The 14,973-nt window shown below is 44.2% G+C and carries 14 protein-coding genes; all 14 read left to right on the top strand.

Annotated features, from left to right (window positions below; all coding sequences use genetic code 11):
* Positions 1-4 precede the first annotated feature (4 nt).
* The 14 genes from BLW54_RS01545 (at position 5) to BLW54_RS01480 (ending at position 14,924) form a co-directional block, all read left to right on the top strand.
* Positions 5-1,177, top strand: a complete 1,173-nt coding sequence (locus tag BLW54_RS01545) for a thiolase family protein (protein ID WP_035506382.1) — start codon at positions 5-7, stop codon at positions 1,175-1,177.
* Between the two features lie 77 nt (positions 1,178-1,254).
* Positions 1,255-1,827, top strand: a complete 573-nt coding sequence (locus tag BLW54_RS01540; protein ID WP_074733061.1) for a TetR/AcrR family transcriptional regulator — start codon at positions 1,255-1,257, stop codon at positions 1,825-1,827.
* 18 nt (positions 1,828-1,845) lie between these two features.
* Positions 1,846-2,298, top strand: a complete 453-nt coding sequence (locus BLW54_RS01535) for an acyl-CoA thioesterase (RefSeq protein WP_074733060.1) — start codon at positions 1,846-1,848, stop codon at positions 2,296-2,298.
* Between the two features lie 21 nt (positions 2,299-2,319).
* Positions 2,320-3,099, top strand: a complete 780-nt coding sequence (locus BLW54_RS01530) for an SDR family NAD(P)-dependent oxidoreductase (protein WP_035506377.1) — start codon at positions 2,320-2,322, stop codon at positions 3,097-3,099.
* A gap of 72 nt (positions 3,100-3,171) precedes the next feature.
* Entirely contained in the window at positions 3,172-4,851 is a 1,680-nt protein-coding gene (locus BLW54_RS01525; protein WP_074733059.1) for a long-chain fatty acid--CoA ligase, read from the top strand.
* Between the two features lie 71 nt (positions 4,852-4,922).
* Entirely contained in the window at positions 4,923-5,786 is an 864-nt protein-coding gene (locus BLW54_RS01520) for a branched-chain amino acid ABC transporter permease (RefSeq protein ID WP_035506374.1), read from the top strand.
* A complete protein-coding gene (locus BLW54_RS01515) occupies positions 5,787-6,815 on the top strand; it encodes a branched-chain amino acid ABC transporter permease (RefSeq protein WP_074733058.1) in 1,029 nt (342 codons plus the stop codon).
* A 2-nt stretch (positions 6,816-6,817) separates the two neighbouring features.
* The gene (locus BLW54_RS01510; RefSeq protein ID WP_074733057.1) at positions 6,818-7,582 is read left to right on the top strand and encodes an ABC transporter ATP-binding protein; all 765 of its coding nucleotides are present in this window, start codon (positions 6,818-6,820) and stop codon (positions 7,580-7,582) included.
* Positions 7,575-8,282, top strand: coding sequence for an ABC transporter ATP-binding protein (locus BLW54_RS01505; protein WP_074733056.1), 708 nt, complete (start codon positions 7,575-7,577; stop codon positions 8,280-8,282). The genes BLW54_RS01510 and BLW54_RS01505 overlap by 8 nt, the downstream gene beginning before the upstream one ends.
* 75 nt (positions 8,283-8,357) lie before the next feature.
* A complete protein-coding gene (locus BLW54_RS01500) occupies positions 8,358-9,584 on the top strand; it encodes an ABC transporter substrate-binding protein (protein ID WP_074733359.1) in 1,227 nt (408 codons plus the stop codon).
* Between the two features lie 50 nt (positions 9,585-9,634).
* On the top strand, positions 9,635-10,846 hold the full coding sequence (locus tag BLW54_RS01495; protein ID WP_035506369.1) for an acyl-CoA dehydrogenase family protein: 1,212 nt from the start codon (positions 9,635-9,637) through the stop codon (positions 10,844-10,846).
* 203 nt (positions 10,847-11,049) lie between these two features.
* Positions 11,050-12,225: a hypothetical protein gene (locus BLW54_RS01490; protein WP_139254056.1), complete on the top strand. Its 1,176-nt coding sequence runs from the start codon at positions 11,050-11,052 to the stop codon at positions 12,223-12,225.
* A gap of 72 nt (positions 12,226-12,297) precedes the next feature.
* Positions 12,298-13,995, top strand: coding sequence for a sigma-54 interaction domain-containing protein (locus BLW54_RS01485; RefSeq protein ID WP_244153456.1), 1,698 nt, complete (start codon positions 12,298-12,300; stop codon positions 13,993-13,995).
* The gene (locus BLW54_RS01480; protein ID WP_074733053.1) at positions 13,992-14,924 is read left to right on the top strand and encodes a ketopantoate reductase family protein; all 933 of its coding nucleotides are present in this window, start codon (positions 13,992-13,994) and stop codon (positions 14,922-14,924) included. The genes BLW54_RS01485 and BLW54_RS01480 overlap by 4 nt, the downstream gene beginning before the upstream one ends.
* Positions 14,925-14,973: the final 49 nt, after the last annotated feature.

Below are 14,973 nucleotides of genomic sequence, written 5' to 3'. Positions count from 1 at the left end.
AAGAATGACTCAAAGAGATGCTGTTATTGTATCAGCAGTCCGGACGGCGATCGGAAAGCAAGGAGGCGCATTGGCGACCATACCTGCGCACGTCTTAGGAGCAGAAGTGATTAAAGAAGCGGTATCACGCTCAGGAATAGAACCAAGCATGATTGAAGATGTCATTTTCGGAAACGTATTAAGTGGTGGTGGAAATATTGCGCGGTTATCGGCCTTGCAGGCGGGCCTCTCGGTCAGCCTCCCGGGATTGACGGTGGATCGGCAGTGCGGGTCAGGTTTGAATGCGATTTATTTAGCGGCACAAGCTATCCAGGCCGGAAGCGGTGAGGCATATATCGCAGGTGGAACGGAAAGCATGAGCCGTGCTCCTTATTTGATGGACCGTCCCGAACGCCCTTATAGCCCGTCTCCTCCAAAGTTCAGAAAATCCCAATTGTCACCGAAGGAAATCGGGGATCCACCAATGGGAATCACGGCAGAAAATTTGGCTGAGCGATATGAAATCCCAAGAGCAAAACAAGACCAGTTTGCCCAACGCAGCCAGGAAAAAATGGCGGTTGCAATGGAAGAGGGGCGGTTTGACGAACAAATTGTACCTATAACGATTCCGGTTAGAAAAGGAGATCCGATCGTCTTCCAAACAGATGAACACCCTAGACCACAATCTACGATCGAAGGGATGGCCAAACTCCCTCCTGCATTCAAGGAGAATGGGTCTGTGACGGCTGCCAACAGCTCTGGATTAAATGATGCGGCCTCGGCACTTGGGTTAATGTCGAGAGAGAAAGCCCAACAAGTTGGAGCAACACCGCTAGCAACTGTAAGGGCCTGCACGGTAGCGGGGGTCGACCCGAATATCATGGGAATCGGTCCAGTACCAGCGACACAAAAAGTCTTGGAACGTACTGGCCTTACCCTTGAAGATATCGACATTATTGAAATTAATGAAGCCTTTGCTGCTCAAGTCCTTTCATGTCAGGAAGAGTTGAACATGAACATGGAAAAGGTCAATGTCAATGGTGGAGCCATTGCTCACGGTCACCCTCTGGGGGCGACTGGCGCTATCCTCGCAACCAAAGCGATCTATGAATTACAGCGACGTCAATCAAGGTACGCATTGATTACTGCGTGTATAGGTGGAGGGCAAGGGATTGCCATGATCCTAGAGCGTGACTGATCTGATTTCGTCGCTTTTGGGGACTTTAGGAATGTTATAATGTTATATCATCCCTAAAACGAGAGGAACGTCAATCTATGAAACAAAAAATACTAGATACTAGCATTCATCTATTTGATAAAAAGGGTTTCACAGAAACATCCGTTCAAGAAATTGTAGAAGCGCTTGATGTAACGAAAGGTTCTTTTTATTACTATTTTAAAAATAAGCAGGAGCTTTTGACAGATATTCACTTAAATTTCATTGAATTTTTATTGAGAAATCAGGAAGAAATCCTTCATGATGAATCCCGGAACTGCCAGGAGAAGCTGCGAGCGATGATCTTCATGATTATTCACAGCATCAAGGATCGAAAAAAAAGTGCCCGCATCTTTTTCAGAGAGATGCGGAACCTCGGGGAGATTTATTTGGAACAGATCGTTAAGAAAAGAGACCAGTTTCGAAAAAACTTCCAAACACTCATCGAAGAAGGGATCGAAAAAGGTGAATTCCAGGCTGATATGGACCCTGATATGATCACACGCGGCATTCTCGGTATGACAAACTGGAGCTACTATTGGTTCGATCCTGAAGGGGACATTTCTGCAGACGAGCTGACAACGATTTACCTCGAAATGATTTTGAATGGCATCCATAAAAAGGCGGATTGATCGGTTGGCCCCTTTCAAATGGGCCATCTGGTTAAGATACTGACCGGTCGGAAGGGGGGAGGATCATTGACCCATCAAGTAGATGTAAGGGTGAGATTTTGTGAAACCGATATGGCTGGTCACGTGAATAATACCAGTTACTTTATTTACTTAGAGGAAGCAAGAGGGAATTTCTTCCGTGATCACTTTCCTGAACACTTGGATTCTGTTGGTCGTTTCATTTTGGCTTCAACGAAATGTGATTATGTCAGTCAAGGCTACTTTGGACAACAATTGGCCATTCAATCCTGGATTACGAACATTGGAAACAAAAGTTTTCGCTTTAATCACCATATTCATGATAGGGAAACAGGTAAGATCATTGCTGAAGCAGAGGCAACGATTGTTCATTTCAATTATGAAAAACAAAAGAGCGAGCCCATCCCTGATGAACTTAGGGCGTTATTGGAACAACACCTAGCATTTAACTAGAGGAGAAAGGAGGTCGATCATATGCCTAGATTTGAAGATACGGTAGCTGTGATAACAGGTGCCGGGAGTGGAATCGGAGAACAGACCGCTCTGCAACTGGCGCGAGAGGGTGGAAAAGTCGTCTTAGTGGGTAGAACGGTTTCCAAATTGGAAAAAGTGGCAGAACGGATCAACGAAGGCTTAACTGAGCCAGCAGCGGATATCTTTCGAACCGATGTAACGATAGAAAAAGAGGTTCATAAACTTGCCGATTTTGTTCAAAGCACATATGGAGACTTGCATGTTGTTGTGAACAACGCGGGTACATCAGGGAAATCTACCATAATGGAAATGGAAGAAACAGAGTGGGACCGTATCCAGAATACGAATTTGAAAAGTGTTTATCTCGTATCGCAATCCCTCGGTCGTGTGATGATGAAAGCGAGTGAAAAGGAAGGGCAAGAGGGGGATCGAGCGATCGTCAATGTTGCATCCCTTTCTGGCCATAAAGCAGGCGCAAAGATTCCACACTACAGTTCTTCCAAAGCGGCGGTCATCAATTTTTCGAAGTCTTTAGCGTTGGAATTTGCTCCTTATGGCATCCGTGTCAATACCGTTTCTCCAGGATTTGCAGAAACGCCGCTGACCGAGGAAGGGTTGAGAAATAAGCGTTTTGAAGAAGCAATACAAAAAAATACAGCCTTAGGGCGAATCGGGAAGCCTGAGGAAATTGCCGCAGTCATCACCTTTGCTGCTTCAAAAGAAGCTTCCTATATGACAGGTTCCGACCTGCTTGTCGATGGAGGTTGGTTAATCAAATAGTCTACCGTTTTTTTAATCATCTGTGATAACGCTTACAAAAGATTGGTTAATTCAATGAAAAGGAGTGGTCTCTTGCTCACGAAACATTATGAGTTTTGGCCGAAGTTGACGAAGTCCATCACGGTTCCTGAAACGTCTATCTACGAGAACCTGAGGGTTTCGGCGACTCGATACCCGGATCACGATGCCGTTTATTATTATGGTCAAACCTTGACCTATCGCGAGTTATTGGAGGAAGTCGATCAGTTAGCCGGCTATCTTCAGCAGTATTTGGATGTCGCTAAAGGGGAGAAGGTGCTGCTATTTATGCAAAATTCCCCCCAATTCATCATTGGTTATTATGCGATTTTACAGTCTGGAGGTGTCGTTGTCCCCATTAATCCAATGTTGAAGACAACGGAGCTCGAATTTTATATAAAAGATTGTTCCATTAAAACAGCGATCATTGGACAAGAACTTGCTGATGTGGTCATTCCTCTCCTTGAAAAGACAACGTTAAACGATCTAGTGGTTGCTGCTTACTCCGATTATAAGGGGGAAGACCATGATGAATTTTTGCCTCCGGAAGTCGCAGCGCATAGGTTTACTTTTGAGGATGACCGTATCCATTCATGGACGGATGTTAGAAATGTCAGGGCAGAGACTGAGGATCGAAACGTTTCTCCAGACGATTTAGCAGTCTTACCCTACACGTCCGGAACGACCGGCCTTCCAAAAGGGTGTATGCATACCAATCGTACAGTCCAGGCCAATATTATGGGAGCTTTCTACTGGGCACGAGCGACGACGGACTCTAGGTCACTGGCTACCTTGCCTTTCTTTCATGTGACAGGCATGGTTCATAGTATGCACATGCCGATTTTCAGTGGGAATACCATCGTCGTCATGACAAGGTGGAATCGTGAAACCGCTCGGCAATTGATCCGTGATCAGAAATGCAGCCACTGGGTGACAATCAGTACAATGCTTGTTGATTTTCTTGCCAATCCCGAAGTGAAATCTGAAGATCTGAGTTCCTTATACGCCATTTCAGGAGGAGGAGCTGCTTTTCCTAAAGCCTTAGGCGAAAAGCTTTATCAAATGACAGGCCTGGAATTTGTAGAAGGGTATGGACTCTCGGAAACGATTGCTCAGACTCATTTCAATCCGCCTGATCGACCTAAGCTGCAATGTCTCGGCATTCCATCTTTTGATGTTGATGCGAGGATTATAGATCCAGCGACAAATGAAGAAGTAGAAATAGGTGGAATTGGGGAAATTGTCGTCCATGGACCTCAAGTGATGGTCGGCTATTATAACCGTGAAGAGGAAAATGAACATGCCTTCATCGATATCGATGGCAAATCCTTTTTCCGAACGGGGGATATCGGTCGCTGTGATGAGGAAGGTTACTTCTTTATGGTTGATCGCTTAAAGCGGATGATTAATGCCTCCGGGTACAACGTCTGGCCGACAGAGGTTGAATCGGCTTTGTATGATCATCCAGCCGTCCAGCAAGCGTGTGTGGTCGGCGTTCCTGACCCACGTAAGGGGGAGAACATCAAAGCGTTCGTCATTCTGAATGATGGGTATGAAGGGAAAGTGACCGAAGAAGATATCGTGGAGTGGTCCAAAGAGCGGATGGCTGCTTATAAGTATCCCAGGATTGTCGAATTCAAAAAGGAATTCCCGACGACGAACAGCGGCAAGATTTTATGGAGAAAACTGCAAGAGCAAGAGAATGAGAAGATTCACTCCGACCGGAAGACCTGACCGTAGTTCAAGCGTCTTGGCACATCCAAGGCGCTAAAAGCTTCAAAAATGAAGGTTAAAGGAGTAGGTTCATGGATATTTTAACTCAGCAACTTTTCAATGGGTTGACGATTGGCAGTGTGTATAGCTTAGTCGCTCTCGGGCTGACCCTTGTCTATGGAATTTTGCATATTCCCAATTTCGCCCATGGTGCCTTATATATGCTTGGCGCTTATATTACGTTGACTCTAATGCTTTTGTGGGGGGTCCATTATTGGATAGCGATGGCTGTTTCCGTCCTTGTGGTTGGCTTGCTTGGGGTGATCATGGACAGGCTTGTCTTCCATCCACTCCGAAATGCGCCCCCGATTCATGACAAAATTGCAGCGATTGGGATTCTGTTGTTTTTGGAAGCTTTTGCTCAGTTGATATGGGGCGCAGACTACCGGACGATGGAAACGCCTTACGGTCAAGTCATCGACCTGTTCGGTATGACAGCTACGATGCAACGAGTATTGATCAATATCGGAGCGATTGTTGTTATGATTTTGCTTTTTCTGTTTTTGAAAAAGACATACATCGGTTCAACGATCATTGCGATGGCTCAAAACCGAGAAGGAGCCCACCTCGTCGGGATCAATACGAATAAAGTGGCCATGCTGACATTCATGATTTCTGGTGGGTTAGCAGCCATTGCAGCTTCCTTATCTGCACCTATCAACCTCGTTTTTCCCGGGATGGGACATCTCGTCATATTGAAAGCTTTTGTCATTATTATTCTTGGTGGGATGGGCAGTGTGCCAGGTGCCATTCTAGGAGGGTATATCCTCGGTTTTACGGAAAGCTTGGGAGCTACTTATTTATCGAACGACTACAAAGATATTATTGCTTTCTTAATGCTTGTGGTCATTTTATCAATCAAGCCAAAAGGGCTGTTTTCCAGGGAGGGATTCTAATTGGGATCACTTCTCAAAAAAAGGGGATGGATCATCGGTTTCATACTCGCTGCTATTCTCTTCCCATTTGTTTCACAAAATGAGTACTTTCTCCACATCTTGACGCTTGCCTTCATTTGGATGATAGCCGTGTATGGGCTGAATTTACTGGCAGGTTATACAGGGTATTTATCTCTTGCCCATGCCGGTTTTTTCGCCATTGGTGCTTATACTTTGGGGTTGCTGACAGTCAAGGCTGGTCTTAACTATTGGATCGCGCTTGTTCTCGCCTGTTTCTTGACAAGTGCCATTGGTGCAGTCGTAGGTTTGGTCGCTTTACGGACGAGGGAGCATTTTTTCGCGATCTATACGTTATGTGTCGGATATATCATCTATCTAGTCATTGATAAGTGGGATAGTTTAACAGGTGGTGTCCGTGGCTTAATCGGAATCCCTGCTCCCACTAGTGTCGGTCCAATATCCTTTCAGACTCCTCTTTCTCAATACTATCTCATTTTATTTTTCTTATTGTTCACAGTACTTGTCATGTATCGAATCATCCATTCTCTGACTGGACGTACCTTTATTGCTATACGAAATAGTGAGGATTTGGCTCAAACCATCGGTATATCAACGATGAAAAATAAATTGTTAGTATTCGTTATCTCCACATTTTTTGCTGGCCTTGCCGGTGCCCTTTATGCCTCTTTCATTCGGTTCATAGGACCGGATATCGGTTACATTACGATCATCTTTGACTTGCTTACGTATTTGTTGGTCGGCGGGATTGGTACATTGGCAGGTCCAATAGTAGGAACGTTTCTCATTGTCACCGTCTCTCAGTCTCTTCAATTTTTACAAGACTATCGTATGTTGATTTTCGGACCGTTATTGACGTTATTAATTATTTTTTATCCGCGAGGAATCGTCGGGGCCTACCATGACTGGCGGATGAAAAGTTTGGCAAAGAAAAAGCAACAACTTAATCGGAAGCAAACGTATGTCCATACCCAATCCACAGAAACGGAGAAAAAGATTAAGGAGGGATGAAAGTGCTGATCGAAACAAAGAAACTTACAAAGACGTTCGGTGGGCTGGTTGCTGTCAACGAAGTAGATTTCACCATTGAAAAAGGAAAAATCAATGCAATCATAGGACCGAACGGGGCTGGCAAATCCACCTTTTTCAATCTTCTCAGTGGTTCTTATTCGCCTACATCCGGTCGAATTTTTTACAAAGGGAAAGACATCACGAAACTCCCGCCTAATAAGATCGCCAGACTTGGGGTCGCCCGGACTTTTCAAACGACGAATCTTTTTGAACAATCGACGGTGCTTGATAATGTGATCGTCGGTCATAGGTTAAGAACCGAGTCAAATTTATTGGATGCGGTCTTAAGAACGAAACGGTTCAAAAGGGAAGAGGAGAAGTGTCGAGATAAAGCGATGGAAGTACTGGATTTTGTCGGATTGACCCATGTACGTGACCAGCTTGCAGTCAGTATCACTCAGGAAGAGAAAAAGCGCGTGGCTTTCGCCTTGGCTCTGGCTACAGATCCGGAGATCGTTTTTTTGGATGAACCTACAGCCGGCATCAACCCTGGTGAAACGGAAGGGTTGGCTGATCTGATGGAAAAAATGGTTGAACAGCAAATTACGGTTTGTTTGATTGAACACAAGATGAAGATGATTATGGCACTCGCAGATAAGATTATGGTGTTAAATTATGGAGAGAAAATTGCAGAGGGGACAGCTGAGGAAATTATGAATAATCAGGCTGTTATAGAAGCGTATTTAGGGGGGGATGCGAGTGCTTGAGTTATCACGCGTTTCGGTTGATTATGGGGGTTTTACTGCTGTCGAACAGGTGGATATCACAGTAGAGGAAGGGGAACTGGTCGTTCTTCTAGGTTCTAATGGTGCAGGAAAGAGTACGATCTTCAATGCGATCAGCGGGCTGCAAAAAACGAGTTCGGGAACCATTTTGTTTGAAGAGACCCCCATTCAGGGTGCAGCCCCGGATAAAATTGTTCAATCAGGCATTGTGCAGTGTGCGGAAGATCGGAAGCTTTTTCCGCAAATGACAGTCAGAGAAAACTTAATCATGGGCGCTTATATCCATCGGAGGAAGCGGAAGCAAGTCAACCGCTCATTGGAAGAAGTGTTGGAGCTTTTCCCAATTTTACATGAAAAAAGAGAGAATGCAGCAGGCTCGCTGAGTGGTGGACAACAGCAAATGCTGGCGATCGGTCGGGCGCTGATGTCAAAACCGAAGTTGATGTTGCTGGATGAGCCATCGATTGGTTTAGCTCCGTTGATCGTGGAGCAGATGTTCGAGGTAATCCAAAAGATCAATCAAGATGGAACGACAGTTCTGTTAGCGGAACAAAATGCTTTTGCAGCTTTGAAGATAGCGAATCGTGGGTATGTTTTCGAAAGTGGTTCGATTGTCGTCCAAGGATCCTCTGAAGAGCTGTTAGCCAATGATACGGTTCGAAGGGCTTATATTGGGGCTTGAAGATAAATGTTGTCTGAAGGGGAAGGCTCATTTAATCAAGGTTGGGAAAAACACCAAACCATGGGAGGAACTCAAATGAATGTGATCAAGTTATCAGTTTTTTTGTTGGTATCGACGTTATTGTTGATGATGGCAGGATGTATTGATAATCCTTCGAACGAGGCGGCTAGCGAGAGCGGGAATGAGAGCGAAACGGGCACGGAAGCACCAGAAGTAGAGGAAGGAGAAGAAGTTGTCAACATTGGTTACAGCGGGCCATTAAGTGGACCAGCAGCTTACTATGGTGAACGGACATTGAACGGTTTGACAATGGCTGTGGAAGAAATCAACGATAATGGCGGATTCGAAGTGGATGGACAAACCTATAAATTCAATGTGGTTGCCCTGGATGATAAATATTTACCGAATGAAACAGCAGCTAACGCCAAACGTTTGCTTCAGGAAAACCAGACACCGATCATCTTTTCTCCTCACAGTGGAGGAATCAAAGCGATGCAAGTATTCAATGAGAAGGAGAACTTTTTGATTGGTGCCTATACCAGTGAGCCGGATGCCACGGAAGCAGGAAATGAACTGACCGTCAGAATTCCACCGAGCTATGATGGTTACTTAGAGCCATTCACGAAGTATGCGATGGAAAACCATGGGGAGAAACTTGCTGCCCTTCCGACTGCTTCTCAATATGGGAAGGATTGGACAGAAGCGCTTGTACCATATTGGAAAGAACAAGGGGGGGAAGTCGTTTATAATTCTTCCATCGACTTCTCAAAAGATACAGATTTCTTCACGTTGGTTACGAATGCGTTGAAAGAAGAGCCCGATGTTTTATTCATTGGTGGTCCTTCTGAACCGACAGCGAAAGTAGCTAAACAAGCGAGAGAGCTGGGTTTTGAAGGTGGATTCATTGTTATGGACCAAGCCAAGCTTGATGAAATGAAGAGTGTGACAGGCTCGTATGAAGACTTGGAAGGCTCTGTCGGTGTAACCCCTTTAATCAACTCTGATTACCCTGGAACGGCCGAATTTGTAGAAAAATACAAAGAAGAACATGGGCAGAATCCTGGTTCTGAAGCAGGTTATCATTATGTAGCCATGTATACATTCATGGAAGCGATGAAGGCAGCAGGCTCTGTTGATGATCCCGAAGCCATTCGTGCTCATATGCAAGAGGGGCTTGATGCTTTACCGGAAGACAAACAAGTTTACACGATTGAAGAGATTGGAGAGAATGGCGGATTCACAACCAATCTACGAATTGCAGCTGTTGAAGACGGGGGAGTGGTCACTATTAATGTCGAGTAAGGAGGAGAACATCTAATCACACAGAATTTTCAAAAGGGGAGGGTCTACCGATGAATTTTGAATTGACAGAGGAACAGGAAATGGTGAAGAAAGTTGTCAGGAAATTTGTAGATCAGGAGATCAATCCCTATATCCAAGAATGGGATGAGCAAGGTCATTTTGAACCTTCAATCATGAAACGTTTAGCTGATTTGGATTTAATGGGGGTCTGTATTCCGGAACAATATGGAGGAAGTGGGATGGATTACAATACCCTTGCCATTGTATGTGAAGAACTAGAAAGAGGAGATACGGCTTTTCGGACAGCTGTTTCTGTGCATACAGGGTTAAATAGTATGTCCCTGCTTCAATGGGGGAATGAAGCTCAAAAGCAAAAGTACCTCATTCCCCAGGCCAAGGGAGAGAAAATCGGTGCTTTTGGGTTGACGGAGCCCGATGCTGGGTCTGATGTCGCTTCATTACAAACAACGGCCAAAAAAGAAGGGGATTTCTATATTTTGAATGGCCAAAAAACATGGATTTCCCTCTGCGACCATGCCGATCACTTTTTGGTCTTTGCCTATACAGATAAAGATGCCAAACATAAAGGGATTTCAGCTTTTATTGTCGAGAGGACGATGCCGGGCTTCTCTTCAAAAGCCATCAAAGGGAAACTGGGCATCCGAGCTGGAAATACGGGGGAACTCTTTTTTGATCAGGTAAAGGTACCAAAAGAAAATCTGCTTGGAGAAGAGGGAGAAGGGTTCAAGATCGCTATGGCTGCCCTTGATAACGGACGCTTCACTGTTGCCGCAGGTGCGTGTGGTCAAATCCTTGCTTGTCTGGAGGAAAGTATCAAGTATTGTCATCAGCGAAAAACATTTGGAAAGGAGATTGGGAAACACCAACTAGTGCAGCAAATGCTTGCAAAAATGGAAGCCGGTTATCAAATGTCTCGGCTGCTCGTTTTCCGGGCAGGAGAATTGAAGAATCAAGGGAAGCGGAATACAAGAGAGACGTCGTTGGCTAAGTGGCAAGCATGTGACTTTGCCAATGAAGCGGCAAATGATGCTGTACAAATCCACGGTGCTTATGGCTATTCCAATGAATATCCTGTCGAACGTTTTTTAAGGAACTCCAAAGCTCCTGTTATTTATGAAGGGACAAGAGAAATTCATACGGTCATGCAAGCAGGATATCTTCTCGGATATCGCTCAGATAAACCGTTATCTAAGATGTTGCCAGCTTGGCCTTATTCAGACGCAAAGGAAGAAGTGAAGTAACGGGTCCTATGGTGTCGTTACGTACTTGGAAGTCAGGGTTCATATTGGCGATGTGTGTGTGCTATCTTCTGTATTTTTTCTTTCCCAACTCACTCCTTTTTTATTTGTTATCAGGGTTTTGTTTCGTTGTCTATTTTTTGGGTGTCCTAACCGTTCGAGGGGTAGCAAGGTTTATTACACTTACCCTCTTCTTGCTGGCCATTTTGATCAATGTGCATACCAAAGAAGCTCCATTAGAGGCAGGTCTTGAAGGCATTCAACAAAACCTGCCTCTTCTAGCATTGATTATTTTGGTCCCTTTGCTTTCCATTCCTTTAAAAGCGGGCGGTTACTTTCATTCAATCAAGCATTTTATAAGAAAGTGGGAGGGTCAGCCCAGGCTTGCTTTCTTTGGTCTTTCTAGTTTTCTTGCTTTGATCAGTCCAATTTTGAATATGGGGTCTGTGAAAATTGTGCACGAAATGGTCGAAAAATTGAGGATCAATCCGATGATTCTGGGGAAATCTTATTTGATCGGTTTTACATCGTCTATGCTATGGTCCCCTTACTTTGCCTCTGTAGCGATAGTTTTACATGAAGTCGGAGGTCAGTTCAACCAATATATTGGGCTCGGTTTAGCGGTCGCCATCCTTCAATTACTGATTGGGAATTTGTTGTTTAAACAGTCATCTAAAAAAATTTATGGACGCCCAAGGCGAGCGAGGGAAAATCGATCTGCTAAGGCTGAAAACGACCAAGTCCACCGAATAAATTTGCTGAAAATCCTTTGTACGCTAGTCGCAATGATTATCTCTTTATTGATTCTTGAATCGATCACACGAATATCCATGTTAACGCTCGTCAGTCTGATTGCGGTCTTTGTCCCTTTCTTATGGGCAGGGGTATTTCACCAATGGAAGGGATTAGCGGCTGAATTTAATGGCTACTTAAAAAAAATTTCACAAATGGATCATGAAATCACTCTGTTTTTAAGTGCGGGGTTATTCGGCCTCGCCCTCAGGAATACAGATTTTGCTGATCAACTGCAGGCCTTCTTGATGGAGTTTGCCGAACAATCCTTGTTGTTATTCGTTCTGATAATCTTTTTGATTGTTTTGTTCTTTGCTTTCATCGGTGTCCATCAGATTGTGGTTATTCCTATTTTGGCGAGTCAGGTGTCTGCCGCTAGTGTAGGGATGTCACCAGAATTTTTGGCGTTGATTTTTATCATGGCATGGTCGATGACAGCCGTCTTATGCCCTCTGAATGCCATCAATATCATTGTCAGCCATTGCTTACAACGGAATGGACTGACGATAGGGTTTCGCTGGAATGGAACCTATGTAATGAGCTTAGTGAGTATTTTGATTGTTGCCATTACGGTATATGGCTTGTTTTGATGGTGGATGTATTTTACCTGAACATCAAAACCAGGACTTAAAATAACCCCATAAAAAAGAGGTGATGAAATCGTGGTTCTGATCGATTTGGTAGAACAAATTCCCCTTCCAGCTATCATCCTTGATCAAGAAGGGAAGATTCTCTCCTTTAATGAACAAATGGAGACCAACATAGAACAGCCATTGGTCAAAGGAACAAGTATTAAAGAAACCTTTCCTACTTGGGATGTCAAGCCGACATCTAAGTTGATTTTGGCTGAAGATAGGAAAAAAAGATATGTATTCATCAAAAGTTCCACCAAAGAGGATGAAACCCACCTGTTTGTTGGGACAGAAACCTCTGAATTATCAGCTTTGAAGAATGAAAATGAAGAGTTAAAAAGACTGACCCGTGAGCTGGATGCTATTATAGAGAATTCGTATGACGGCATCTATATCACCGACCATAAAGGGGTTACATGGAAAACGAATTCAGCGATAGAGAGAATTACAGGGATTCCAAAAGAGTATTATATTGGAAAAAGCGTGGATGCTTTGATCAAAAGGGGGATCCTGAAGAATTCTGTTACCCACCGAGTCGTCAAGCAACGCCGGATCGTTTCCCTCGTGCAAGAGAACTATGAGGGAAAAGAAACATTGATTACAGGAGCTCCCGTTTTTAATGAAGAGGGGGCCGTTGAAAAAGTCGTCACCAATATCAGAGATCTATCAGATCTGAACGAACTCCAAACGAAGTTGAGCAGAATGAATCAGTTGAATGACAAGTACAAAAAGGAACTCGACCTCTTGAAAAATAGAACGTCTCGATTAGGAGGCCTTGTCATCCAAAGTGAACCAATGAAGAGAATCTATGATACAGCGGAAAGAATTGCTCATGTCAATGCAACCGTGTTGATCTTAGGGGAGACAGGGGTAGGGAAAGATATTCTTGCCAAGCATATTTTCAAGGAAAGTGCACGTTCCAGCGAAGGAGAATTTATAAAAATCAATTGTGGGGCAATCCCTGATGATCTACTGGAATCTGAACTTTTCGGTTATGAACAAGGTGCTTTTACAGGAGCAAGCCAAAAGGGAAAGCCTGGGATGTTCGAAATGGCTGATAAAGGAGTGCTCTTTTTAGATGAAATTGGAGAATTGCCTCTCCTATTGCAAGTTAAGCTTTTAAGGGTATTGCAAGAAAATGAAATCCAGCGTATCGGGGGGACAAAACCCAGAAAAGTCGATGTCCGTATTATTGCGGCAACAAATCGTGATTTGAAAGAAATGGTAGAGCAGGGAAAGTTCAGGGAAGATTTATACTATCGACTGAATGTTCTTCCGATATCGATTCCTCCTTTGAAAGATCGTCGGGATGATATCCTTCCCTTAATGGAGATGTTTTTGAAACAGGCGAACGAAAAATATGACATGAGTAAGCGGATTGATTCAAAAGTGAATGACTTCTTTTTTTCTTACAAGTGGCCAGGGAATATAAGAGAAATGTCCAATTTAATTGAGAGACTGGTTGTGACGACTCCGGAGGATATCATCAGGATGGAGAACCTTCCTCCTGAATACCAAGACACGACGGACGTCGACCTTATGCCATCTTCTATCCTTCCTTTAAAAGAAGCCGCAGAACTAGCGGAAGAAAAAGTATTGAAACTGGCTGTAGAAAAGTACAAAAATACGTATGACATTGCCAAAGCATTAGAGACGAGTCAACCGACTGTTGTAAGAAAGCTTAGGAAGTACCATTTACGGATTCCAAGAGGGGGCGTGATCGAATGAATATTGGAGTAGCTGGAGCAGGGGCAGTTGGGTGTTATTTTGGAGGTAGACTCTCTGAAGCTGGACATGAGGTGACGTTCTTAGCCAGAGGAGAACACTTGCATGCTATGAGCCGGCAGGGGTTAGTGATTCAAGAAGAAGAACGGCAGTTTTTAGTTGACGGCATATTCACGGATAATGTAGCGGCCATAGGAGATGTTGATCTTGTGCTCTTTTGTGTAAAATCGAACGATACAAAAGAGATGGCGCAGCAATTGAAGGCTGTTATCAAAGAAAGAACGCTTGTGATGACGATGCAAAATGGTGTGGATAATGAAGAAATCTTGAATGATGTGTTCGGGGCTGATCGCGTATTATCGGCTGTTACTTATATTCAAGCCGCTGTCGATGAGCCTGGGAAGGTCAGTCAACAAGGAAGAGTAAAGCTGGTGCTTGGAGCACTCGACCCTTCGACAGACTTTGCACCTGCTGTGGTTTCACTTATGCAAGAAGCGGGGGTGGACACCGTTCAATCCAAAAATATACGAGTGAGAAAATGGAATAAATTGTTGTGGAATGCTACCTTTAACCCCCTTTCGGCTATTTCTGGAGCAAGGGTAGGTGAAATCCTGGATGATGATCAGCTGAGGAAAACGGCAGAAACCATTTGTAGAGAGGTCATTGATGTAGCGATACATAAAGGAATTCTGGTTGAACCCGAGGCCACCGTTTCCCATATTTTCTCTCGTGCCGAAATGGCCAGACAACACCGGACGTCCATGCTGCAAGATCGCCTTCGAGGAAAACGGATGGAAGTCGAGGCCATGTGCGGGTATATCACAAAGCAGGGAGCGTTACTTGGGGTTCAAATACCAGCTCTTCAGTCGATCTACAGTGTCTTAAATTTCGTGAACGACCAACAAAATAAGACCTCTGTACTGAAGACGTGATTCATTTTTGAATCGCGCTATTCAAAAATGAATCAATTTTAATGATTTT

This window comes from Halobacillus karajensis (assembly GCF_900108515.1).
Lineage (GTDB): Bacteria > Bacillota > Bacilli > Bacillales > Halobacillaceae > Halobacillus > Halobacillus karajensis.
Note: the sequence above shows the minus strand (reverse complement) of the source record. Positions and strands in the feature narration are given on the sequence as shown.

Excerpts from the sequence above, each read along its gene's own strand:
- BLW54_RS01545 (WP_035506382.1), top strand. The coding sequence starts at position 5 with ATGACTCAAAGAGATGCTGTTATTGTATCAGCAGTCCGGACGGCGATC.
- BLW54_RS01540 (WP_074733061.1), top strand. The coding sequence starts at position 1,255 with ATGAAACAAAAAATACTAGATACTAGCATTCATCTATTTGATAAAAAG.
- BLW54_RS01535 (WP_074733060.1), top strand. The coding sequence starts at position 1,846 with ATGGGCCATCTGGTTAAGATACTGACCGGTCGGAAGGGGGGAGGATCA.
- BLW54_RS01530 (WP_035506377.1), top strand. The coding sequence starts at position 2,320 with ATGCCTAGATTTGAAGATACGGTAGCTGTGATAACAGGTGCCGGGAGT.
- BLW54_RS01520 (WP_035506374.1), top strand. The coding sequence starts at position 4,923 with ATGGATATTTTAACTCAGCAACTTTTCAATGGGTTGACGATTGGCAGT.
- BLW54_RS01500 (WP_074733359.1), top strand. The coding sequence starts at position 8,358 with ATGAATGTGATCAAGTTATCAGTTTTTTTGTTGGTATCGACGTTATTG.
- BLW54_RS01495 (WP_035506369.1), top strand. The coding sequence starts at position 9,635 with ATGAATTTTGAATTGACAGAGGAACAGGAAATGGTGAAGAAAGTTGTC.
- BLW54_RS01480 (WP_074733053.1), top strand. The coding sequence starts at position 13,992 with ATGAATATTGGAGTAGCTGGAGCAGGGGCAGTTGGGTGTTATTTTGGA.